The 22,510-nt window shown below is 70.1% G+C and carries 20 protein-coding genes; 11 read left to right on the top strand and 9 right to left on the bottom strand.

The features are described from left to right. Positions 1 to 50: 50 nt before the first annotated feature. On the bottom strand, positions 51 to 2,246 hold the full coding sequence (locus ACFXJ5_RS26985; protein WP_384636180.1) for an FUSC family protein: 2,196 nt from the start codon (positions 2,244 to 2,246) through the stop codon (positions 51 to 53). A 269-nt stretch (positions 2,247 to 2,515) separates the two neighbouring features. Between ACFXJ5_RS26985 and ACFXJ5_RS26980 the strand changes: the two genes are divergently transcribed. Continuing rightward, a complete protein-coding gene (locus ACFXJ5_RS26980) occupies positions 2,516 to 2,659 on the top strand; it encodes a hypothetical protein (protein WP_384636177.1) in 144 nt (47 codons plus the stop codon). 67 nt (positions 2,660 to 2,726) lie between these two features. On the opposite strand, the gene ACFXJ5_RS26975 is transcribed toward ACFXJ5_RS26980, so the two are convergent. Next, positions 2,727 to 3,029 (bottom strand): alpha/beta fold hydrolase, encoded by a 303-nt coding sequence (locus tag ACFXJ5_RS26975; protein WP_384636174.1) that lies wholly within the window; start codon positions 3,027 to 3,029, stop codon positions 2,727 to 2,729. A gap of 134 nt (positions 3,030 to 3,163) precedes the next feature. Here ACFXJ5_RS26975 and ACFXJ5_RS26970 point away from each other — a divergent pair, with 134 nt between their 5' ends. Continuing rightward, on the top strand, positions 3,164 to 3,424 hold the full coding sequence (locus ACFXJ5_RS26970) for a hypothetical protein (protein WP_384636172.1): 261 nt from the start codon (positions 3,164 to 3,166) through the stop codon (positions 3,422 to 3,424). A 137-nt stretch (positions 3,425 to 3,561) separates the two neighbouring features. Here ACFXJ5_RS26970 and ACFXJ5_RS26965 read toward each other — a convergent pair whose 3' ends face one another. Further along, positions 3,562 to 5,208, bottom strand: a complete 1,647-nt coding sequence (locus tag ACFXJ5_RS26965; RefSeq protein ID WP_384636169.1) for a M4 family metallopeptidase — start codon at positions 5,206 to 5,208, stop codon at positions 3,562 to 3,564. A gap of 278 nt (positions 5,209 to 5,486) precedes the next feature. On the opposite strand from ACFXJ5_RS26965, the gene ACFXJ5_RS26960 reads away from it, so the two are divergent. Beyond that, positions 5,487 to 6,851, top strand: coding sequence for an RICIN domain-containing protein (locus ACFXJ5_RS26960; RefSeq protein WP_384636166.1), 1,365 nt, complete (start codon positions 5,487 to 5,489; stop codon positions 6,849 to 6,851). On the opposite strand, the gene ACFXJ5_RS26955 is transcribed toward ACFXJ5_RS26960, so the two are convergent. Continuing rightward, entirely contained in the window at positions 6,835 to 8,214 is a 1,380-nt protein-coding gene (locus tag ACFXJ5_RS26955; RefSeq protein WP_384636163.1) for a lanthionine synthetase LanC family protein, read from the bottom strand. The two genes, ACFXJ5_RS26960 and ACFXJ5_RS26955, sit on opposite strands and share 17 nt — an antisense overlap. 226 nt (positions 8,215 to 8,440) lie before the next feature. On the opposite strand from ACFXJ5_RS26955, the gene ACFXJ5_RS26950 reads away from it, so the two are divergent. Continuing rightward, positions 8,441 to 10,117, top strand: coding sequence for a RecQ family ATP-dependent DNA helicase (locus ACFXJ5_RS26950; protein WP_384636160.1), 1,677 nt, complete (start codon positions 8,441 to 8,443; stop codon positions 10,115 to 10,117). An 18-nt stretch (positions 10,118 to 10,135) separates the two neighbouring features. Here the strand turns inward: ACFXJ5_RS26950 and ACFXJ5_RS26945 are convergent, their stop codons facing one another. Then, positions 10,136 to 11,410, bottom strand: a complete 1,275-nt coding sequence (locus ACFXJ5_RS26945; protein WP_384636157.1) for an MFS transporter — start codon at positions 11,408 to 11,410, stop codon at positions 10,136 to 10,138. Positions 11,411 to 11,509: 99 nt separating this feature from the next. On the opposite strand from ACFXJ5_RS26945, the gene ACFXJ5_RS26940 reads away from it, so the two are divergent. The 3 genes from ACFXJ5_RS26940 to bla are packed head-to-tail and all read left to right on the top strand — an operon-like array spanning position 11,510 to position 13,711. Next, entirely contained in the window at positions 11,510 to 12,430 is a 921-nt protein-coding gene (locus tag ACFXJ5_RS26940; RefSeq protein WP_384636154.1) for a LysR family transcriptional regulator, read from the top strand. Between the two features lie 48 nt (positions 12,431 to 12,478). Then, on the top strand, positions 12,479 to 12,742 hold the full coding sequence (locus ACFXJ5_RS26935; protein WP_384636151.1) for a hypothetical protein: 264 nt from the start codon (positions 12,479 to 12,481) through the stop codon (positions 12,740 to 12,742). 51 nt (positions 12,743 to 12,793) lie between these two features. After that, complete coding sequence (bla, locus tag ACFXJ5_RS26930; protein WP_384636148.1) at positions 12,794 to 13,711, top strand: class A beta-lactamase; 918 nt, start codon at positions 12,794 to 12,796, stop codon at positions 13,709 to 13,711. A 96-nt stretch (positions 13,712 to 13,807) separates the two neighbouring features. Here bla and ACFXJ5_RS26925 read toward each other — a convergent pair whose 3' ends face one another. Beyond that, positions 13,808 to 14,434 carry an RraA family protein gene (locus tag ACFXJ5_RS26925; protein WP_384636146.1) on the bottom strand — a complete coding sequence of 209 codons (627 nt, stop codon included), beginning with the start codon at positions 14,432 to 14,434 and terminating at the stop codon, positions 13,808 to 13,810. Between the two features lie 108 nt (positions 14,435 to 14,542). Continuing rightward, positions 14,543 to 15,454, bottom strand: coding sequence for an aminoglycoside phosphotransferase family protein (locus ACFXJ5_RS26920; protein WP_384636144.1), 912 nt, complete (start codon positions 15,452 to 15,454; stop codon positions 14,543 to 14,545). A gap of 422 nt (positions 15,455 to 15,876) precedes the next feature. Between ACFXJ5_RS26920 and ACFXJ5_RS26915 the strand changes: the two genes are divergently transcribed. The 3 genes from ACFXJ5_RS26915 (at position 15,877) to ACFXJ5_RS26905 (ending at position 18,942) form a co-directional block, all read left to right on the top strand. Next, a complete protein-coding gene (locus ACFXJ5_RS26915) occupies positions 15,877 to 17,148 on the top strand; it encodes a family 16 glycosylhydrolase (protein WP_384636141.1) in 1,272 nt (423 codons plus the stop codon). 69 nt (positions 17,149 to 17,217) lie between these two features. After that, the gene (locus tag ACFXJ5_RS26910) at positions 17,218 to 18,387 is read left to right on the top strand and encodes a glycoside hydrolase family 64 protein (protein ID WP_384636138.1); all 1,170 of its coding nucleotides are present in this window, start codon (positions 17,218 to 17,220) and stop codon (positions 18,385 to 18,387) included. A 60-nt stretch (positions 18,388 to 18,447) separates the two neighbouring features. Continuing rightward, the gene (locus ACFXJ5_RS26905; RefSeq protein WP_384636241.1) at positions 18,448 to 18,942 is read left to right on the top strand and encodes an NUDIX hydrolase; all 495 of its coding nucleotides are present in this window, start codon (positions 18,448 to 18,450) and stop codon (positions 18,940 to 18,942) included. A 25-nt stretch (positions 18,943 to 18,967) separates the two neighbouring features. Here the strand turns inward: ACFXJ5_RS26905 and ACFXJ5_RS26900 are convergent, their stop codons facing one another. Continuing rightward, positions 18,968 to 19,651: a GntR family transcriptional regulator gene (locus tag ACFXJ5_RS26900; protein ID WP_384636135.1), complete on the bottom strand. Its 684-nt coding sequence runs from the start codon at positions 19,649 to 19,651 to the stop codon at positions 18,968 to 18,970. A 27-nt stretch (positions 19,652 to 19,678) separates the two neighbouring features. Next, positions 19,679 to 20,179: a VOC family protein gene (locus ACFXJ5_RS26895; RefSeq protein WP_384636132.1), complete on the bottom strand. Its 501-nt coding sequence runs from the start codon at positions 20,177 to 20,179 to the stop codon at positions 19,679 to 19,681. 138 nt (positions 20,180 to 20,317) lie between these two features. Between ACFXJ5_RS26895 and ACFXJ5_RS26890 the strand changes: the two genes are divergently transcribed. Next, positions 20,318 to 22,498, top strand: a complete 2,181-nt coding sequence (locus ACFXJ5_RS26890) for a thiamine pyrophosphate-dependent enzyme (protein ID WP_384636129.1) — start codon at positions 20,318 to 20,320, stop codon at positions 22,496 to 22,498. Positions 22,499 to 22,510 lie beyond the last annotated feature (12 nt).

The following is a 22,510-nucleotide window of genomic DNA, read 5'->3' as shown; positions in this document are numbered from 1 at the left end:
CCTGGCCCCGGGAGCAGGTTGCACGGCGATGGGGCCCGATCCAGCCCCTCTTACTTTCCGGGATGAACGGCCGACGCCGGCTGGACGAGGCCGGCCTGCAACCGGCGGGCGGCGTCGAGGTGGTCGCCGGTCCAGATCATGCGGACCGCGGTAGCGGTGGCCTGTCCGTCCTCGCCGCGCAGATCGTGCCGTACGGCTTGAAGCAGGCGGCCGTCGGCGGCCGCATCCTGGGGCAGCGGCTCCGGGACCGGGTGCACGCCGCTCAGACTGTTCGCGAGTTCGTCGTACCAACCTCTGATCGAATCGGTGCTCCGGAGCAGTTCGAGGCGGGCCGCCGCTCGGTCGCCGGCGGCGCGGCCGTCATCCCGCCCCCAGAGGTCCAGCACTGCGTCGGCCGCGAGCCGGAGACCGGCCACGCCGGTCACCAGTCTGGTGACCTCGGCCAATTGAAGTGTCTTGGCGCCTCGTTCGGCCAGATACCCGCGGAATGTGTCGTCCATTCTGCGTGACGCCGCTGCCGCGCGTACCGCCTCTTGGGCCGGGCCGACCGGGGTTGGTGTGCTGGGGTCGCAGCGGAGCATGCCGAATTCGACGGCGGCGGCCAGATAACTCGCGCCGTCGGCGTAGGCCTCGGCGAGCGATTTGCTGAGCGCTGCGGCGGCGCCGCGCGGCCAGAAGAGCACCCCCACCAGAAGGCTGACGGCGCAGCCGAGGGCGATGTCCTCGACCCGAAGCAGTCCGACACGCCACCCAGTTGGCTGAATGATGTTGAACAAGATCACCAGTACGAGGGTGAAGGCCGCCTGCCCTGCGGCGAAGGAGATCACCGAAGGCGCGACGCCGGCCAGCAGGATCGCCAGTGGCAGCAGGAACCACAGGAGCGTGGTGTCGCTACCGATCGGCACCAGGAGCGCCGCCCCGATCGCGAAGCCGACGGCGGTGCCGCCCACCGCGCGCAGCACGTTCTGGCCGGTGTTCAGCGCGTTCGAGCGGAGTACGGAAAGGGTGCCGAGTACGACCCAGAAGGAGTGCTCGACGCCCGTTCGGTTGGCGACGAACACGGCCAGCGCCAGCCCGACCGCGCCGCGGACGCTGTTGTGCAACCACAGCGAATGTCGTTCGACGTGGGCAGCCGCGCGCTCCTGGGCCGCGGACAACGTCCCCGGCAGTCCTGTGGGTTGGCGGCCCAGGATTCGCTGGATCCAGCTACGGCGTTCGGCGGAGGCCGCAAGGTCGATGTTGCTTCCGACCAGCGACACGACAAAGCTCAACTCCTGGGCACGGAAGCTCGGATCCAAGGAGCCGATGAACTCCCTGATCCGCTCCTCGGCCATGACCGCGCTTTCTCCGGGCCGTTCTCGTCGAACCGGAAGCTCGCCCGTCGCGTTGTTCTCCAGGACCGCCAGGGTCTCGCGCAGTTCTGCCAGCGCGGAACGCAACGGCTCAGGATTCGTACGCGGCGTCTCCAGCAGATCCGCACCCCGCTCGAGCACGGCAGCAGCGGCGACCTTCACCGCACAGGGAGCGGGATTCACCGCGCCGGTCGGCGGTTTCCGGGACTGGGTGAGAATGGAGTTCAGCCAGTTCAGCTCGTCGACCAAGCGCACCACCGCCCGGGCGGTGGTGCTCAGTCCGGTCGGGCGATGTGGCGTGGCGAGAAAGAGTTGATGCAGTTCGGCCACCGCGGCATCTGCGGCGACGGTGACCTGCTCGCATTCCGCTGCCGTTCGGGTGCCCTCACCGTCGAGCAGACGCGCGACCTCCAGTCGCAGTCGAGCCGCCAGCGCCCGACACGTGGCCGTCGCCCGTATGCGAAGCTGATCCTCGGCCGGTGCCGGCCACAGCAGGGCCACCGCCGCCAACCCGGCAATGGAGGCCATGGCCCAGCCCGCCAGCCGATCCGGGATCGACGACGGAGGCCCGGACAGCGACACCGGCAGAATGAACGCCAGCAACAGCGATGTCGTGGCCCCGGCCAGTGTCGAGCTGACCACGCCCACGAACAGCACCCCGAAGCCGACCAGGCCCATCGCCACGGCCGCCGGCCAAGGATTACGCGAGGCCAGTGTTCCGAGGCACACGAACACCGCACCCACCACCGCCAGCGAGGCCAGCGCCTGCAACCGGTCGATCATGGGACCGCCGAAATCGACGAACATCAGCATCGCAAAAGAGCCGAACGCGGCGAACGTCGCCACGTCCGGGTTTCCGACGACCTTGTCGCCGAGGGCGAACAGGGCGGGCATGACGACGGCGGTCCGGGCGGCTCGACGCAGGGCGAGCAGCCCGCGATCGCGGGTACGCAGTCGTCGCAACGGATAAGCCAGTCGCTGTCGCGTTCGGTTGAGGTGCGTCGAAGTCATGCGGTGCGACATCCCCTAACGACTGGTGAGGGCGGCAGGAGCGGAACAGTACAGCCCTGACCCGATCAATTGAACCTCCCCGTGTCGACCGGACAGGTCCTTCCTGTACCGCGAGTCCTCCTCCGGGAGTCGGTGGACCGGCTCAGCAGGGAGTGGCCGCCCGGCCTCGTTCAGCCGACGGCTACGGCCGGCAGTCCACCGGCCCGGTGGGCCAGGGCGACGGCCACCAGCACGGCGCCGTTGACGACCGTGCCAAGCTGCTCGCCGCAGCGCTGCGCCGCAGCCTGCGCCTGTAGGCCGCACAGGGCGGCCCGCCCCGGGTGTCACCGCGCCGCCCTCCACCGCCGTGCCCTCTCGGCGAACTCAGCGCCCGGGGACTCGGCGCCGTGCGGGATCCTTCACGTGCCGGTGGAGGAACTCGACCTCGACGTTCAGCACGTCGTCGAAGCTCTCGCCGCCCTGGTAGACGTCGTAGTGGCCGCCCCCACTGCGGTAGAGCTCACCGCGGGGCGCCTTGTCGGCGACGCGCAGCGCGGGGCCGACCGGCGCCATCGTGTCGTGCTCGGCGACGACGAGCAGGATGGGGCAGTCAATGGCGGCGGCACGTCGCCCGGTCGGCGCCAGGAGAAGCTGAGCAGCGACCGCGCGGCGACACGATTGCGCCATTGCGTCGAGTCCTTCGGGGTGATCAGCTTCTCTCCGAAACGGGCGTCCGCTGTGGTGCCGACGGCCAACTCGCCGGGTGCCCCCGCGCCGGGCAGGTAGCGGGGAGGCCGCCCCAGGGCGGCACCGAGGCGGTCTTGAACCGCCACCGCCAGGAGCCGGATCCCGAGGGTGGGCGGGACCATCCGCGCTGCGGCGAAGCCGTCGGCGAGCGGGGCCTGGGCGAACGCACCGGCGAGCCGGCGGTCGGAGGCCGCGTCTTCTCCGCCCTCCTCCAGGCAGAGATCATGGGCACCGCGCTGCTCGGCGGACCGGTCCCCGACGCGGCCGCCATCCGGACCCGCGCCCACCAGGCCGCGACCGATCTGCTGGCCCTCGCCGAAGCGGGGCGGCTGTGAGCCGACGACGGATGTCAGCGAGGCGACGCGAGGTACGTGACGCCATTGCCGAGGTCCCCGGCGCGACCGGCGCGCCGGGGACCTCGGGCTTCGGGCTTCGGGCTTCGGGCTTCGGGCTTCGGGCTTCGGGCTTCGGGTCAGGCGACGCTGACGGCGGACCAGGCGGCTGCCACGGCCGCGTACTCGGGGCCGGAGGCGCCGTACAGGTCGGTGGCGGCCTTGAGGGTGGCGGTGCGGGCGCCGGCGTAGTTGGTGCTGGAGGTCATGTAGACGGTCAGGGCGCGGTACCAGATCTTGCCGAGCTTGTCGTGGCCGATGCCGGTGACGGTGGAGTTGTTGCAGGTGGGGCTGTCGTAGGAGACGCCGTTGATGGTCTTGCTGCCGCTGCCCTCGGCGAGGAGGTAGGCGAAGTGGTTGGCGACGCCGGAGGAGTAGTGGACGTCGAGGTTGCCGACGCTTGAGCTCCAGCAGTCGGCGGAGTTGCCGTCTTTGGAGGGCTTGTCCATGAAGCGCAGCGCGGCCTTGCCGAAGCCGGACTTCACGATGCGTTCGCCGATGAGGTAGTCACCGGTGTCGGTGGAGTTGGCGGCGTACCACTCGACGAGGGTGCCCATGATGTCGGAAGTGGCCTCGTTGAGGCCGCCGGACTCCCCGGAGTAAGTGAGGGCGGCGGTACGGGAGGTGACGCCGTGGGACATCTCGTGGCCGGCGACGTCGAGGGAGACCAGCGGGCCGAAGGTGGTGCCGTCGCCGTCGCCGTAGGTCATGCAGAAGCAGCTGTCGTCCCAGAAGGCGTTGTTGTAACTGCTGCCGTAGTGGACGCGGTTGTAGGAGCCCTTGCCGTCGTTGGCGATGCCGTTGCGCCCGTGGACGTTCTTGTAGTAGTCCCAGGTCTCGTTGGTGCCGTACTGGGCGTCCACGGCGGCGGTGGAGCGGTCGGCGGTGGTGCCGGTGCCCCAGTGGTTGTCGGCGTCGGTGAACAGCACGGCGGGGGCCCGGGAGATGCAGATCCCGAAGACGCACAGGTCGGTCTTGTTCTGTGCGTCGCCGGTGTAGGTGGAGCCGCGTGTGGGGTCCGTGAGCTGGTACGTGCCGGAGCTGAGGGTGGTCTCCAACGGCACTGTGCCGCCGTAGAGCGAGGCGCCGTCGCCGGCCGCGGTCTCCAGGGCGTCCCAGGCGTCGATACGGGTGCCGGTACGGGCGTCGGTGAGCACCACGCGGGCGGCCGGGTTGCCGAGGGTGTCCAGGCCGACGGCGGTGGTGCGCCAGGCGAGGCGGGGGGCGCCGTGCAGGGCGTCGACGACGAGCTGCGGCCTGGCCTTGGCCTGCCGGAAGGTCGTGCCGTGGTGGGCGGTGCGCAGCGCGGCGATGCCCTTCTTCGCGGCGGCGGATGCGGTCACGCCGGGGGTGATCGTGGGTACCGCGAGGTCCGAGCGGGTGGCGCGGTCGGCGCCGGCGTAGGCGCCGCCCGGCGCAAGGTGCACGACCAGGTCGCCGCCGAGTACGGGCAGGCCTCGGTAGGTCCGGTCGTAGCGGACGTGTTGGGCGCCGTCGGTGTCGGTGACGACATCGCGGACCGTACGTCCCTGGGCGGGGGTGACGGCGAGTCGGCCGGCGTGGTCGGCGATCGCGGCGTCGGCGTGGGAGACGGCTGTGGCGCGGGAGGGGAGGCTACGGCCGCCGTCTGCTGACGCCGCGGATGGCGTCAGCAGGGCGGTGGTGAGGGCGGTCACGCCTATCGCCACGGTCAGGGCGGTCGTGGCGCGTCGCGTGCTGAGCTGCATCGGGCTCCTCGGGTCGCGGGGACGTGCGCGGTTCCCGCACCGGCGTCCGGACGCGGTTTCGGCGGGCGCTGGTGCGGAGGTGAGGCGGAGCCAGATTTAAGTGCACATGACATTGTCTTGTCCATAGTGCGTGCACAGCGGACCGACAGGATAGATGCCACCGCGGAAGCGGAAACAGCAGTTCCGCTCTTCGGGTTCCTGGTATTCATCGGCGCGTACTGGCGCCGTGCCCGCGTGGCGGTGTGTCATGACCCCGACATCACTCACGTGCGCGTGCGATGAGAGGAACGACCTTGCGTCATCTGCGAGTTCTCTGCGGGGCGGCCGCCGTCGCCATCACCCTGCCCCTGGCCTCGGCCGGGGAGGCCGCCGCGGTGCCCAGCGGCTCGGTGTACATACAGAGCTACGTGACCGGGCTCAACGCGGCCGACAGCAGCGGAACGGTCGCCGAGCACAACCCCAAGGGCAACGAGGACCACCAGCAGTGGACCCCGGCAGCCGTCAGCGGCGGCTACGAACTGCGCAACGCCGACGAGTCCGGCACCTGCCTCGGCCGCAACGGGACCACTGCCGTCACCACGACCTGCGGCACCGACACCACCACCTGGACCATCACGGCGGCGGCCGACAGCACCTACGCCATCGGCGTCCCCGGAACCTCGCAGTATCTGACCGGGGTGTCCGGCTCGACCGCCGTGCAGACCGGCGCCGCGGGTGACCTCGCCCGCTGGTTCCTCACCCCGGCAGCCCTCGGCAAGTCCGCGATCCCCTCCCCCGACACCCGCACCCTGGACCAGGTCACCTTCCTCACCGCGCACAACGCCTTCGCCAACGGCGTGGACGGCAACTTCGCCTCATTCCCCGTCAACCTCTTCCCCAACCAGGCACAGGGCATCAGCCAGCAACTCAGCGGCGGCGTACGCGGCTTCATGCTCGACGACTACGACGTCTCCGGCACCGCCGTCCTGTGCCACAACAGCTGCTCCGGAGTGAGCAGCCCGGTGCCGCTCGCCACCGACCTGCAACGCATGGTCGACTTCCTCAAGGCCAACCCCGGCCAGTTCGCCACCGTCTTCCTTGAGGACTACGTCTCCTCGTCGGTACTGAAGTCCTCGCTCGCCTCCGTCAACGGCCTGTCCGACGTGCTCTACCGCCCCGACCAGGACGGCGTGGCCACCAACGGCTGGCCGACGATGGCCGACCTCGCCGCGCGCGGCAAGCAGTTGCTGATCTTCAGTGACCGGACCCGGGCCAGTGACATCTCCAACGGCTACGCCACCCGCGACACCTTCGGCGTGATGTACCAGCGTGAGTGGACCGTCGAGAACTACTGGTCGATGGGCTCGCCCCTCGCCGACTCCGACTGGTCCTGCTACAGCCGCTGGGGCACCGACAGGCCGCTCACCACGGACTCGGCCGCCTTCCACCCCCTGTTCGTCATGAACCACTTCCGCGACGCCACGGTGACCGCCACCGTCACCACCGACAACGGCAAGCTCCAGAACCGTACGGAGAACTTCTGCGAGCCCGCCGCCCGCAAGAAGCCCAACTACCTCGCCGTGGACCGCTACGACCTGGGCTCCCCGACGCCCCTGACGACGGTGGCAGCCCTCAACACCTACGTCCTCACCCCCGGGCAGTAAGGCGCCGGCGTCGGTGCGCCCAGGCCGGCCCGGCGGTGTGGACGGTACGCAGGTGATCCGGGACCGCCCACCACTGGTCGGGACGGTCGACCACCGGCGCGCTCGGGCCGTCCTGGATGACGCGGGCGAGGCGGAAGAGGTAGGCGGCGATCCCGGCGGCGCCTTGCATCCACGAGGTGCCGGGGGGCAGCAGGGGTGGGTCCTGGCGGTGTTCCAGGAACCGCCAGCGTGCCCCGGCCTCGTCGCGGATCGCCCGCTCGACGAGGGCGTCCCCCATGGTGCGTGCCGCTTCAAGGAGCGTGCCGCCCCGCGCCGGGTCCGGGGAGTCCTGGACGGCGTCCAGCAGCGCTTCCCCGACGCCCGCCGTGCCGCAGCAGCGGCCGTCGTTGTCCCAGAACCCGGGTCGGAGCCGCTGCGGGACCCCGGAGGTGAGAACCGAGTGCAGGCATCGCTGCCGCAGCCCGGCGACCTCGTGGCCGGCGACTTCGGCCACGCCGGCCCGCGCCAGCGCCGCGAACAGGTACGAGGTTCCGGTCGGCCCGTGGCACCACGTGTAGGTCACCGGCTCCACCTCCCGCGTGGAGGGCGGGATGGTGTGCGGGAGGACGAACCCGTCGTCGTCCAGCGAGCCCACGGCGAGCAGGTGCCGGGCGCCCTGGCAGGCAGCTTCGACGAAGTCCAGGCGATGCAGGGCCGCCCCGGCCATGGCCAGCGCGGTGGCCACCCCGGCGGTGCCGTGCGAGTAGTTCGGCATCCTGGACGGCCGGCCTGGCAGCATCCCCCAGTCCAGGCCGTCCTCGGTCGGGTCCGCCGCTCGCAGCAGGGCCTCGCCGCCGGTGGTCGCGATCGACTCGGCGTGCTCACCGCCCGCCCAGATCGCCGCCATCACCACGCCGGCGGTGCCCACGACGACGTCCGTCGCGGGCTCGTCGGACCCCGGATCGAGCTCGAGCGTGGTCTTCCATCCTGCCGGGGTCATCAGCTCGGCGAGCCGCTGCAGCGCGACCGCCTCCCTGTCCGGGGCGAGCAGCTTCAGCGCCGTCACGTCGCCGGCCAGCCCGTCGTACAGCGAGGGTTCCGTTCGTACGCTCGCCTCGGCGGTCAGCCGGGCCACGATCCGGGTCGCGAGGGCCTGCTCGACGTCGCTCAGCGCGCGGTGCCGGGCGATCTCGGCCAACACCGGTGCCAGGCCCGCGATCCCCGCGTACAGCGAGTCGCGGTCCTTGGCCGGCGCCGCCTGCCGCTGGTCTTCCGTCACTGTCGTCGGGACCCACGGACCGTCGTCCTCGCGTACCTGGCCCAGGACCCACGACCAGGCCGCTTCCCCCAGCTCTCGATACGCGTACGCGTCGCTCGCCACCACGCGATCACGCTACAGCGTGTCCAACCGGGCGGTCGACGCAAGATGGCAGGCCCGTTCATGGTCAGCACACCGGCTGCCCGGTACCGTGACCGATGTTCCGCCCGCTCCGGCGCGCCGGCGCCCTGTCCGGCGGGCGACGATCGGACTGTTCCGGGCAGGGAGGGGCACGAGAACGACCACCACCCGGCCGGGTCCGCCCCGGCCGCGCAACTGCTCCGGGAGTCCGATGCCGATCAGCCTGTTCGCCGCCCGCCGTCTCCGCAAAGCCGCGCGGAACGTCTTCGGATGGGACCAACTGCGTCCCGGCCAGCTCACCGCGATGAAAGCGGTCATGGCCCGCCGGGACGCCATCGTGGTGATGCCGACCGGATCGGGCAAGTCGGCCGTCTACCAGGTACCCAGCATGCTGCTCGCCGGTCCGACGCTCGTCGTGTCGCCGTTGATCGCCCTCCAGCGCGACCAGATCGCCGGACTGCTGCGGCACAGCGGCCAGACCGCCGTGGCGGTCAACTCGTCGATGACCCGGGCACAGAACGAACAGGCGTGGGAGAGCGTGAGCGCCGGCGACGCCCGGTTTCTGTTCCTCGCCCCGGAACAACTCGCAAAGCAGGAAGTGCTGGACCGTGTCGCCGCACTGCGGCCGTCCCTGTTCGTCGTGGACGAGGCGCAGTGCGTGTCCTCCTGGGGCCACGACTTCCGGCCGGACTACCTGCGGCTTCGGCAGGCCGCGGAGAGCATCGGGCGCCCTCCGATCCTCGCGCTCACCGCCAGCGCCGCGGCACCCGTACGCGCCGACATCATCGAGCAGTTGGGCATGCGCAAGGTCCGGGAGGTGGTGGCCGGGTTCGACCGGCCCAACATCCGCCTGGAGGTGACGCACTTCCTCGACAACGCGGCCAAGCGGCGGGCGGTGGTGGAGCGGGCGGCAGCCGAGCCCAAGCCCGGCATCGTCTACGCCGCGACCCGCAAGGACGCCGAGGCGTACGCCGCGGAGCTGGGCGAGCTCGGCCTGGACGCGGCCGCCTATCACGCGGGCACCCGCGCCGCTGACCGCGCCAGGGTGCACGACCGCTTTCTCGCCGGAGAACTGGACGTGGTGGTGGCCACCTCGGCGTTCGGCATGGGGATCGACAAGCCCGACGTACGCTTCGTGCTGCATGCCTCGGTGCCCGGGTCGCTCGACGCGTACTACCAGGAGATAGGCCGGGCGGGCAGGGACGGCGGGGCAGCCCGGGCCATCCTGCACTACCGCAAGGAGGACCTGGGACTGCAGAAGTTCTTCTCCACCGGGCGCCCGGACCAGGACACGGTCGTGAAGGTCGCCCGCCGTGTGCTGGAACACCCGACCGCGGTGACACCCACGGAACTCCAGGAAGAGACCGGTCTGTCGGCCACCAGACTGACCGCCCTGCTCAACCTGCTGGAGAAGGTCGGAGCCGTCACCACGGAAGGCGGCAAGGTGGCCCCGGTCCCGGGCGCCGATCCGGAGAAAGCCGCCCAGCAGGCCATACGGCTCGGCGCCGCACACGAGAAGCTGGAACGCTCCCGGGTGGAGATGATGCGCGGCCTTGCCGAGACCACCGGCTGCCGACGACGCTTCCTGCTGGGCTACTTCGGCGAACGGCTGCGCACCCCGTGCGGCAACTGCGACAGATGCGAGCGGTCCACGGGCGCCGACGCAGGCGCTCCCCCCGGCCTCCCCCACCCGCGGACCGCCTCAACCGAGCACCACGACCACCCGTTCCCGCCCGGCACCCGGGTCCGCCACCACCAGTGGGGTGACGGCGAGGTCCTCAGCGAGGAGGACCACCGGATCACCGTGCTGTTCGCCTCGGTCGGCTACCGCACCCTGTCGCTTCCGGTGGTCCTGGACAAGGCCCTGCTCACACCCGCCCCTGAATGACGGGCGGCCCGCCGCCGCTCAGCTGCGCTCGGGTTGCCTGGTGTGCTCGCCGCGGAGGGCGCGGATGCACAGCACCACGGCGACGGCCACCAGCACCACGAACACCAGCATCACCGCGCGCGCCGACGCGTACTGCGTGGCGATTCCCAGGCCGACGACGGGAACCGACAGGCCGACGTACGCGCCGAGGAAGAACCCGGCGAGCACCTCGGCCCGTGCCTCCGGCGGGGCGGTCGAACCGGCGGCGGCCAGCGCGCCACGGAAGACCAGGCCGCCACCGGCACCGGTGACCACGCCGCCGACGATGAACATCGCCAGGCTCGGCAGCCACATCCCGCCCGCGAGCAGCGCGAGTCCCGGAAGAAGCAGCAGCGGGCCGACCCGAAGAGTCAGCATGACGCCGGCCCGGCTGAGTGCTATCTGGGCGAGCGCTCCCGCGGCGAACGCGGCGAAGGCCACCGCTCCGGCCACCGCGTGCGAATTCTGGTGCAGCGTGCCGGCCAGGAACGACGGAGCCAGCGAGTTGAACACGCCGTAGACCGCGAACGCGGCAACGCCCGCCGCGGTGGCGACGAAGAACATCCGCCGCGCGTGCGTGGGCACCGCGATGCGCTGCGACCGCCACTTGGGTGCCGGAACCGGCCGCTCCGCGGTCTCCGGCGAGGCCGCGACGAGCACGGCAAGCACGAGCAGCACGATGCCGAAGACGATGTAGGGCACCCGCAGCGGTTGGGGCTCGTACTGGGCGAGCACCCCGGCGACCAGCGGGCCGAACCCGATACCGCCGAGGTTGGCAGCCGTTGCGACGACCTGCGCGCGGCGGGGCGACACCGCCTTGCCGCCGAGAACGCCGGCATGCAGCTCACCGAGGTAGGCGGTGGCCGTCGCGGTCGTCAACCCGATGGAGATCCCGCAGATGACGCGGGCGATCAGCAGTCCGGGCAGGCTCGGTGCGAACAGGAAGATCAGGCCGCTGGCCACGTTGATGAGCAGCGCGGGCACGAACACCCGCTTGCGGCCCACCCAGTCCGACACGTGGCCGCCGAGAAAGAGGCTGGCGATCACCCCGACCGCGTACACGGCGTAGACGACGGTGACCATGATCGTGGAGAAGTGATCGCGGTGCTGGTACAGCACGTACAGCGGCGTGGGCACCGCCGAGAATCCCATGTTGACCAGGAAAGCCAGCGCGGCCACCCAGAAACCCCATGCGTGGTGCCGGCTGCGAAGAGCGGCGTGAGCCGGGTGTGCGACACGGACCTGGTCGGACCCGGTCGTGGTGACAGATGACATGAAGTGGATCTCCTCATCGCCTAGCTGACAGGCAGCCGCGCCGCCACCCTTCCCTCCATGTTCCGGAGCTGCGGTTATGCTGTCCAACGAAGACTTTTCATGACTGTTATCAATCTGGAGCATGACGTGGAACTGCGCCATCTCGAGCACTTCCTCGCGGTCGCCGAGGAAGGCAGCTTCACGCGCGCCGCGGCGCGGATTCACCTCGTGCAGTCGGCCCTGTCCGTCTCGATCCGGTCGCTGGAACGCGAACTCGGCGGCCGGCTGTTCGACCGCACCACCCACCACGTCGAACTCACCGACGCCGGCCAGGCGCTGCTCGTCGAGGCGCGTCGCACGCTCGCCGCGGCCGATGCAGCCCGGGACGCCGTCGCCGCCGTACACGGCGGGGTACGCGGCACCGTGCGAGTGGGCATCATGCACTCCCTGGCGCTCATCGACCTCGGCAACCTGCTCGCCCGCTACTACCGGGAGCGGCCCATGGTGCAGATCGAGCCGAGCGCCTTGCCGGGCGGGTCCACCGAACTCGCCCGCCAGGTCAAGGACGGCAGGCTCGATCTCGCCTTCGTCGCCCTTCCTGGCAGCTACCCGCCCGGCCTGACCGTGTACCCACTGGCATCCGAACCCATGTCACTGGCCTGCCCACCCGATCACCCCTTCGCCGACCGCCCCGTCGTCCCGCTCGCGGAGCTCGACGGCGCACGGTTCGTCGACTTTCCGCCCGGTTGGGGAACGCGACGCAGCGTCGACCAGCTCTTCCTGGAATCGGGCTTGCAACGCGAGATCGCCGTCGAGGTGGCCGACATCCCCACCGTGGTCGATCTGGTGAGGGCGGGCTTCGGGTTCGCCTTCCTGAGCCCGTCCCTCGTCCCCGACCCCCGCCGTGTGGCCCTGCGCCCGACGCAGCCGAGACCGGTGTTCTCCGTATCGCTCATCACACCGGACGACCGTCCGCCGTCGGCAGCGGCCCGAGCCCTGATCGACCTGGTGCGAGCCACGTATCCCACCCCCATGACCTAGGTACGGGTACTCAGGCCCTTGTCGGCACCCGGGGCGAGGATGGCCCGTATGAAGTGGAGGAACACCGTTGCGGTGCTCGCGCTGCTGCCTGTCAACGCCCTGGCCGTGGGCTACGGCTGGCTGGCGGCCGGGATGACCGGGTGGGCGGCGAACTGGGACGAACAGCCCTACGAGCCGCCACTGCCGGAGCTCGGCACGGCATGCGGTGTGGTGGCGGCCATCGGCGCTGCCCTGTGGTGGGCCCGGCTGCGGCGCGCTGCGGCGCTTCAAGCGGTTCCCGTGCTTGCGCTCGCCGCGCTGATGATCGGCTGAACCGCGCAGATCCAATGATCAACGTCCCTGCTACGGAAGGAAGTTGACGCCTTGCAAGGCAAAGGAACGCGATCGTCCCGCCGCGCCCTACTCGCTCTCGGCGCCGGCACGGCACTTGCCACCGCCCTCTGTCCGGACGGAAGGGCATACGCCTCGGCACCCGGCGAAGACGAGATCGCCCGCCGGTTGAGTGAACTCGAGCAGCAGCACTCCGCCCGCCTTGGGGTCTTCGCGCACAACACAGCCACGGGCAGAACCGTGGCGTACCGCGCAGACGAGCGCTTCCCGATGTGCTCGGTGTTCAAGGCGCTCGCCGCCGCAGCGGTCCTGCGCGATCTCGACCACGGCGGCCGGTTCCTGGCCAAGCGCATCCGGTACACCGCGAAGGACGTCACGGACTCGGGCCTCTCCCCGATCACGGAGCGCCCCGAGAACCTCGCCAACGGCATGACCGTCGCCGAACTGTGCGACGCCGCCATCTGCTACAGCGACAACACGGCAGGAAACCTCCTCCTGCGCGAGCTGGGAGGCCCCACCGCCATCACCCGCTTCTGCCGCACACTCGGGGACCGGACAACGCGGCTCGACCGGTGGGAGCCCGAACTCAACTCGGCGGAACCCTGGCGCGTGACCGACACGACCAGCCCTCGTGCCATCGGCCGCACCTATGCGCGTCTCACACTCGGCCACGCCCTCACACCCGCGGACCGCAAGCGCCTCACCGGCTGGCTGCTGGCCAACACCACCAGCGGCGAGAGATTCCGCGCCGGGCTCCCCGCCGGCTGGACGGTCGCCGACAAGACGGGCGGCGGCAGCTACGGCAGCAACAACGACGTCGGGATCGCCTGGCCGCCGGACAGCCCACCCATCGTGCTGGCCGTCCTGACGACCAAACACGAACCCGACGCATCGGGCGACAACGCGCTAGTGGCCAAGACCGCGTGCTTGCTGGCGGCGACACTCACCTGACGCTCAAGGCCCTCGTCGGCCCGCCCTGGGGATCGACATGGGGATCGACATGGGCGGGGACGTCCACCCATCCGCTGCCACGACGCACCCCGTCAGTCAGTCTTCGAAGCCGTTTTCGGCCAGGATCTCGTCGATGCGGGCGTGATGCGCCTTCTCCCACGCGTCGAGGGACTCGTCGGCCTCCTTGGCCAGCCGCGTCCGAGCCTCGAGGAGCACCTGCTCCTGACGGGCGCCGGGAACGACCACGATGCCCTCTTCGTCGGCCACCACGATGTCGCCGGCGCTGACGTTCACGCCGCCGCACCGCACGCGGCCGTTGAGGGGCTCAACGGCTGCCTTGGTTCCCGGGATGGGGATGACTCCCCTGGCAAAGACGGGAAAGCCCATCTCGCGAACCTCGGCCAGGTCCCGAATGACCCCGTCGACCACGAACGCCGCGATCCCTCGACGTTGGGCGACGGCACAAACGTTGCCGCCCGCAACCGCGTAGTCCACGTCACCGCCGGTCTCGACGACGATGACCGAGCCGGGCGCCGCCCGATAGATGGCGGCGTGAAGCATGAGGTTGTCACCCGGAGGGCAGCGCACGGTGAACGCCGGCCCGGCGACTCGCGGGATCGAGGGCCAGAGAGGGCGAAGGCCGATGTTCATCACCTGCTCGCGTCCCAGAACATCGGCGAGGGTGGTCGGCGGAAGGTGCGTGAATCCGGTGACGTCGTTCATGTTCTTCCTTCGTTCGGGCGGCCTCCCGCGCGGGGGCTTCCCCCGAAGCGTAGATACCGTTGGTGCTCGGACGCTGTCACCCGGCCGCAGCGGCCCGACGGTCCACGGTCAGCCGCAACGGTCGTGGTCCGCCAGGACCTCGTCGATCACGCGGCGGTGCTCGGCGGCTCGCATCGGGTCGGTGTCGATGTACTCGGCCACGCAGATCAGGGCCTTCCACAGCGCCCAGCCCCTCGCCCGCGCCCACATGGCGCGGTCCTGGCGGACGGTGCTGCGGAATGCCTCTCGGCTGTCGCCCGAGAACATGGTCCACGCGATGACCAGATCGCAGGCGGGATCACCGACGCCCGAGGTCCCGAAGTCGATGACCGCGGCCAGCTTTCCGTTCCTGACCAGGAGGTTGCCGCCGCTGATGTCCCCGTGGAACCACACCGGCGGCCCCTGCCAGGTGGCTGCGAGGGCGTCGTCCCACACGGCCGAGGCTCGTGGGGCGTCGACGCGGCCGTCCAGGACGGCCAGGGCGCGACGGGTCTCGTCGTCGTAGTACACCGGGGACGCGCCCCGGTGGAAGCTGTGTGCGCCCGCCTGCGGCCCGCCGGTTGCGTCGATGCCCTGCAGGGCGAGGATGAACTCGGCGACCGAGACCGCGAAATGCGACATGTCGTCGATGCGGTCAGGGCCGGCGGTCTCGCCGTCGAGCCATCCGCGGACCGACCAGCTGAAGGGGTATCCCTGCCCCGGCGCCCCCTTTGCCAGCACCGGAGGGACAGGCACCGGCAAGGAGGAGGCCAGTACGGGCAGCCACCGGTTCTCCTTGTCGACCGCGGGGGCGTAGCCCTCGGCGGTGGGAAGACGCACCGTCATGTCGTCACCGAGGCGGTAGGTGCGGTTGTCCCACCCGTCGACCGCGACCGGGCTCACGGGCAGACGACCCCACTGCGGGAACTGCGACACGATCAGTCGCTTCACCAGGTCCGCGTCGATGCCCGCGCGACCGTCGTCATGGAGAGTCTCGACCATCCAGGGATGATGACCGCCGTCTCCTGGCCCGCGCAAAGGAATATCCGCAGCGATCCCGCATGCGATGACCGGGACCAGCGTGTGCGCCGAACCCGGAGACTCCTGCGGGCCGTTCATCAGCGGTGACCAGGCCGGCCCCGTGACCGCCTGACCTGTCGCCGTGGTCGCCGCCCGCGCCGAGCAAGACGGGGGCGGCGACACGCCTCAACGGTCCCCGCGGTCGGCTTAAGCAGACATTAAGTGGTCCTTATGGAACCGGGCTTCAGAAATAACCGCTGGCCAGGGCCATGATCGCGACACCGCGGGCGATTGGCCCGAGCGATCGTCCTGCGTAGCATCAAGCTCACTCCGCCTCCCCCCTCCGCCCGCCCCCACTTCCTCACCCCTCGTTCCTCCCGCTCCCCCCACGATGAGGTTCGGCCATGGCCGCGCACCGCGCACGTTCCCTCAAGCTCGGCAGTCTTGCCCTTCTCCTGTCCGTAGGCCTCATATCAGCCGTTGTCATGTCACTGACCGGCCCGTCCGCCTCGCGCGCCCACGCCGCAGTCGGCGCGCAGACCTGGTCCGACGAGTTCGACGGGGCCGCCGGCAGCAAGCCGGACGCCTCGAAGTGGACCCTGGAGACCGGCGGTTCGGGCAACGGCAACAACGAGCTGGAGTACTACACCAACAGCACCGACAACGCCTCCCTCGACGGCAACGGGCACCTGGTGATCACCGCCCGTCAGGCCGGCTCCTCCTCCGGCCTGAGCTGTTGGTACGGAGCCTGCAAGTACACCTCCGCCCGGCTCAACACCGCACAGAGCTTCACCCAGGCGTACGGACACTTCGAGGCCCGCATCAAGATCCCCCGGGGCAAGGGGACGTGGCCCGCCTTCTGGATGCTCGGCAACGACATCGGCAGCGTCGGATGGCCGAACAACGGTGAGATCGACGTCATGGAGAACGTCGGCAACGAACCCGGCACCGTCCACGGCACCATCCACGGTCCCGGCTACTCCGGCTCGGGCGGACTCGGCGCCGGCTACACCCTGCCGGGCGGCGCGGCGTTCGCGGACGACTTCCACACCTTCGCCGTCGACTGGTCGCCCACCGCCATCACCTGGTCCGTGGACGGCACCGCGTACGAGACCCGCACGCCGGCGGATGCCGGGAGCAACAAGTGGGTCTTCGACCACCCCTTCTTCGTGATCCTGAACCTCGCCGTCGGCGGCGGCTGGCCCGGCGACCCCGACTCGTCGACCTCCTTCCCCCAGACCATGACGGTCGACTACGTCCGCGCCTCCGCCTGGAACACGGACTCCGGTACGACCAAGAGCGGCGCGATCAAGGGCATCGGCGGCATGTGCGCCGACGTCGCCGGCGCCTCGGACGCCGACGGGACAGCGGTCCAGCTGCACACCTGCACCGGTGCCGCCGCCCAGCAGTGGACGCTGGGCTCCGACGGGACCGTACGCGCCCTCGGCAAGTGCCTTGACGTCAACGGCGGTTCCACCGCCGACGGCGCTGTCGTCCAGCTCTACACCTGCAACGGCACCGGCGCCCAGAAGTGGGCGTACTCATCCGCCGCCGACCTGGTCAACACCGCCGCCGACAAGTGCCTCGACGCCACCGGCAACTCCTCCGCCGACGGAACGAAGTTGCAGATCTGGTCCTGCTCCGGCGGCGCCAACCAGAAATGGACGATCGGCTGACCCCTCAGCGGCTCCCCCCAACTCCCCCCACTCCCCCCACCCTCTCCCGACGACGTAAGAGGACCAGCGATGATCTCCCGCAGGCGAATGCTCACCTCCCTGGCCGGTGCCGCGGTGGCGGGGCCGGCCCTGGCACTGGCCGCGCCCCGCGCGCTGGGGGCGATCGCCTCGCCCGACGCGGCCGGGGCTCTCCCACTGACCCTCGTCAACTCCACGGGGGCGTACGCCAACTCCTCCGTCCACCTCTACATCGTCGGCAACCAGGGCGGCACTCAGGTCCGGGTCACCCCGGACGGCACCCTGGCGCCCGTCGCTCTGTCCGACAACGGCGCCGACGGCTTCACCGACTACGCCATCCCGCTGGCTTCCAGCGGCGAGACAACGCTGTCAATCCCCTACATGTCCGGCCGTATATACGTCGCACTGGGCGACAAGCTGAAGTTCAAGGCGGTGGCCGACGGCGCGGGCAACCCGGCGCTGCAGTACCCGGCGGGCTGGGTCAGCTCCGACCCCAACTACACCGTGCTGCACGACTGCGCCGAGTTCACGTACAACGCGTCCGGGATGTTCTGCAACACCACGATGGTCGACATGTTCAGCGTGCCGCTGGCGATCCGCCTCACCGGCTCCGCAGACCAGACCACCGGCACCCTGCGCGACGGCGGACGGGCGCAGGTCTTCTCCGCCGTCAAGGCCGTCGACGCCTTCGCGCCGCTCGTGGTCGACGATCTGCGCGTCATAGCCCCTGGACACGGCCTGGACGCGGGCCTGTTCGCCGCGGACTACTTCGCCTCGTACATCGACGACGCCTGGAACACCTACACCGGCAAGGACCTCACCGTCACCACCAACGCCGGCGCCTTCACCGGCCGGGTCAGCGGCGGATCGCTCGGCTTCACCGGACCGGCGTCCGTCTCCTTCGCCAAGCCCTCCACCCGCGACATGCTCTTCTGCGACGGCGCCCTGACCGCCCCCAACGACGGCACGACCGGCCCGGTCGCCGCCGTCCTGGGCGCCGCCTTCAACCGTACGACCCTGGTGAGCACCGCCGCCCAGCCCACCACGGACCCGGCCTCCTTCTACGCCACCGCCGTCACCAACCACTACTCCAAGGCCGTGCACGCCGCCACCGTCAACGGCAAGGCGTACGGCTTCGCCTTCGACGACGTCGCCGACTTCGCCTCGTACATCCAGGACACCGCCCCCACCGGCGTCCGGCTGACCCTCACCGCCTTCTAGGCGCGCGGCTTCCCTCCCCCGTGAGCGGCGATGTCAGTGGCCCCTGGGACAGTGCCGATCATGGACGAACCGGTTGAGCGCGTCGATGAACAGGACCGGGTACTCGGGGTGGTGAAGCGTGGGGAAGCGATCCGGCAGGCCTGGCTGCACCGGATCGCCTCAACGGTGTGCCGCGACCGGCGAGGGCGCATCCTCATCCACCGGCGGTCCGAGCACCTGTCACGTTTCCCCGGGCACTACGAGGTCGCGGTCGGTGGAGCCGTGAAAGTCGGCGAGTCCTACCAGGACGCCGCGGCACGGGAGTTGGCGGAGGAGCTGGGGGTTCAGGCTCCGGTGCGTTTCCTGTTGAAGTTCCTCAACCGGGACGGGCTCAGCCCGCACTGGCTCGGGATGCATGAGGCCGTCATCCCGGTTGAGATGGAGCCCGATCCGGGCGAGGTTGCCTGGCACGGCTGGCTGACCGGGGAGGAACTGCGGCACGCCATGGCCCACTGGCCCTTCACACCAGACAGTCGTGTGATCATCGACCGCTGCCGGACGGCGCGGGGGCGCTGAGGCCGGGGCATCTCCCGGGTACGGCTCACTCGCTCGCGGGCCCCGGGGTGAACACTTCCGGGTGATGGGAGAGTTCGACCCGGGTGCGGCGGATGTGGAGCTCGAGAATCCGCTCGGCGGACCGTTGGTCGCCGTCGCGCAGGGCTTCGATCAGCAGGTGGTGCTCGGCGCTGATGATCCACTTGCGTTGGCCGACGGTGAGCCGGGTGAAGGCGCGGCGGTAGTGCTGGGTGGTGTCCCACAGCCGGGCGACGATGTTCGCGAGTTCGTCGGCGCGGTGGTGCCGGTAGGTGGCCCAGTGCAACTGCCGGTCGAGTACGAGGAACTGCTCGACGTCGTCGGTCTGCTCGATGTGCTGCTGGAGTTCGGCCAGTTCGGTGATGTCCGCGTCCGTCAGGTGCGGGGCTGATTCGGCGAGCAGGAGGGGTTCCAGCCGCTCACGCATCTTGTAGCTCAGCTCGCACTCGCGCATGTCCATCTGGGTGACCCAGGCGCCCTGGTTGGCGCGGAGGGTGACCAGACCTTTGGACTGCAGGATGCGCAGGGCTTCACGGACCGGCAGTCTGCTGGTTCGCAGTTCTTCCGCGAGTTCGTCCTGGATGATCCGCGTGCCCGGGGCCAGGCGGCCCGACAGGATGCGCTCACGCAGTTGGTCGGCGATCCGCTGGCTGGCGACAGCGGCCCGCAGAGTGCCGTTCCCGTCGGACACGTGTCTCACTCCTGTCATTCTTCCTGCTCAGGCGAAGGCCTGCGGGTTTCGGTCGAAGGCCTTGCCGTTGGGGTACGACACGAGCTCGAACTGCATCCCCCATGGTGACAGGAAGTAGACCCAGCGCTGACCTTCGCTGGCGCCCTTGCTCGTCGTCGGTTCGCCGAGTACCCGCAGCCCGCGCCGGTGCAGGTCCTCGACCGCCGCGTCGAGGTCCTCGACGTACAGGGCTATGTGGTGGCCGCCCACGTCGCTGTTCCGGGGCGGCTGCGTGCGCTGGTCGGGCGCCTCGTACTCGAAGACCTCGAAGAGTGCCTGGCCGCCGAGGCGGAAGAAGTGCAGCCGGCGCATCACGGCTCGGTCGTCGACCCCCATGTGCTCGCTCATCCAGTGACCGTCGTCCTGGTAGGGGCCCAGAGCGTACATGTACTCGCACCCGAGCACGTCCACGAGGAACTCCCGTGCCTGAGCGAGGTCGGGCACGGTGAGGCCGATGTGGTCCAGGCGGGTCAGCCCAGGGATTGCCATGATTCTCCAAATGGATCCATTTAGCTTGCCTTCACGCATCCTACGGCGCATAGTCTAAGGGAAATGGCCCGTCTCAGACGAGATGGTTTACTCAATGGATCCATTCAAGGTGACTCAGTCACTCTCCAGGGAGCGCCCATGCCTAGCCGTGACCCTCTGACCCCCAGCTCGCCGTGGGTCGAGCTGAGCGCCTCAGCCGAAGACTGGGACGCCGCGGATCCCGCCCTGCTGCTGGGGATGCTGGGCCAGGCCCAGTGGATCCGGGCGTTCGAGGAGTACGTGCTCGAGCTCGCCGGTGCCGGTCTCATCCACGGCCCGGCGCACTCGAGCGTCGGGCAGGAGGGCGGCGCGGTCGGATCGTCGCTGCCGCTGCGCAGCGACGACTTCGTCAACGGCACGCACCGCGGACATCACCAGTTCCTCGCCAAGGCGTTCGGTCACGTCCTGCCCGGCAAGTCCGACGGGCTGCCCGAGCTGGACGAGAACGTACGCATGGTGCTTCGCCGCACCCTCGCCGAGATCTGCGGCCTGGCCGACGGCTTCTGCCGCGGCCGGGGCGGGTCGATGCACCTGCAGTGGAAAGAGGCCGGGGCGATGGGCACCAATGCCATCGTCGGCGGTGGCGTCCCGCAGGCGGCCGGCTTCGCCTGGAACCAGCTGCACGCGCGGACGGACGCCGTCACCGTGACCTACTTCGGCGACGGTGCCGTGAACATCGGCTCCGTCCTGGAGACCTTCAACCTCGCGGCGGCCTGGCGGTTGCCCATCTGCTTCTTCATCGAGAACAACCTGTACGCCGTGTCGACGCCGATCGGCGAGGTGACCGGGGAGCCCAGGCTGTCGGCCAGGGGGACCGGTTTCAACATACCCAGCTGGCGCGTGGACGGAATGAACGCCCTCGCCGTCAACCTGGCCATGAACGAAGCCCTCGAGCACATGCGCGCCGGCCGCGGCCCGACCATCATCGAGGCCGAGGTGTACCGGTACTTCCACCAGAACGGGGCCTACCCGGGCAGCGCCTTCGGTTACCGGGACAAGGCCGAGGAGAAGGCCTGGCGCGACCGCGACGCCCTGGAGATGCTGCGGGCCAACATCATCCGCCGCAAGCTCGCCACCGCGAGGCAGATCACGGCCGCGCAGAAGCAGGTGGCGGCCGTGATGCAGGAGATCGGCGACTCGCTCCTGGAACCGGCGCCGGGCGGTAAGCCCGGCCAGCGGCGCATCAAGCCCGCGGCCTGGCCGGACAGCACCTTCGTCGACGCGGGTGTCCGCGGAGATCTGAGCGAACTCGACGGCAGCCGGTACGAAGAGGCCGACACCTTCTCCGGGAAGCTGGAGGACCGCCGGTTCATCGACGTCGTGAGCGACGTGATCGGACACCGGATGGAGGCCGACGAGCGGATCATCGTGCTCGGCGAGGACGTCAACCGGCTCAAGGGCGGAACCAACGGCGCCACGAAGCGGGCGCTGGAGCTGTTCCCCGACCGGGTGCTGGGCACGCCCATCAGCGAGAACGCCTTCACTGGCCTGGGCGGCGGCATGGCCATCGACGGCCGGTTCCGCCCGGTGGTCGAGTTCATGTACGCCGACTTCATGTGGGTCGCGGCCGACCAGCTGTTCAACCAGGTCGCCAAGGCCCGGCACATGTTCGGCGGCGACGGCGCCGTGCCGTTCGTCCTGCGCTCCAAGCTCGCCGCCGGTACCGGCTACGGGTCCCAGCACACGATGGATCCGGCCGGCATCCTGACCACGGCGGCCGGGCTGCGGGTGATCGCCCCGTCGAACCCCTTCGACTACGTGGGTCTCATGAACACCGCGCTCGCCTGCGACGACCCGGTGGTCGTCCTGGAGCACGTCGATCTCTACCAGACCACAGGGACGGGGCCGGTCGACGATCTGGACTACCGCATCCCCGTGGGCAAGGCGGCGCTGCGCCGGGAGGGCGGGGACCTCACGGTGATCTCCTACCTGTCGATGGTCAACCACTGCCTGGAAGCGCTCGACCAGGTGCCTCAGCTCCAGGCCGACCTCATCGATCTGCGGTGGCTCGACCGGGCCAGCCTCGACTGGGACACCATCGAGGCGAGCGTCAAGAAGACCAACCGGGTGCTCATCGTCGAACAGGGCGCGCGGGGTACGTCCTACGGCGGCTGGCTCGCCGACGAGATCCAGCGCCGCCTCTTCGACTGGCTCGACGCCCCGATCGAGCGGGTCACCGGCGGTGAGGCATCGCCCAGCATCAGCAAGGTCCTGGAGCGGGCGGCGATCGCCCGTACCGAAGAAGTCGTCAGCGCCCTGCGCGACATCGCCTCGAACTGACCTCACGGACCC

Origin of the sequence: Streptomyces sp. NPDC059373 (genome assembly GCF_042751495.1) — a bacterium.
In the GTDB taxonomy this organism is placed as follows: Bacteria; Actinomycetota; Actinomycetes; order Streptomycetales; family Streptomycetaceae; genus Actinacidiphila.
Note: the sequence above shows the minus strand (reverse complement) of the source record. Positions and strands in the feature narration are given on the sequence as shown.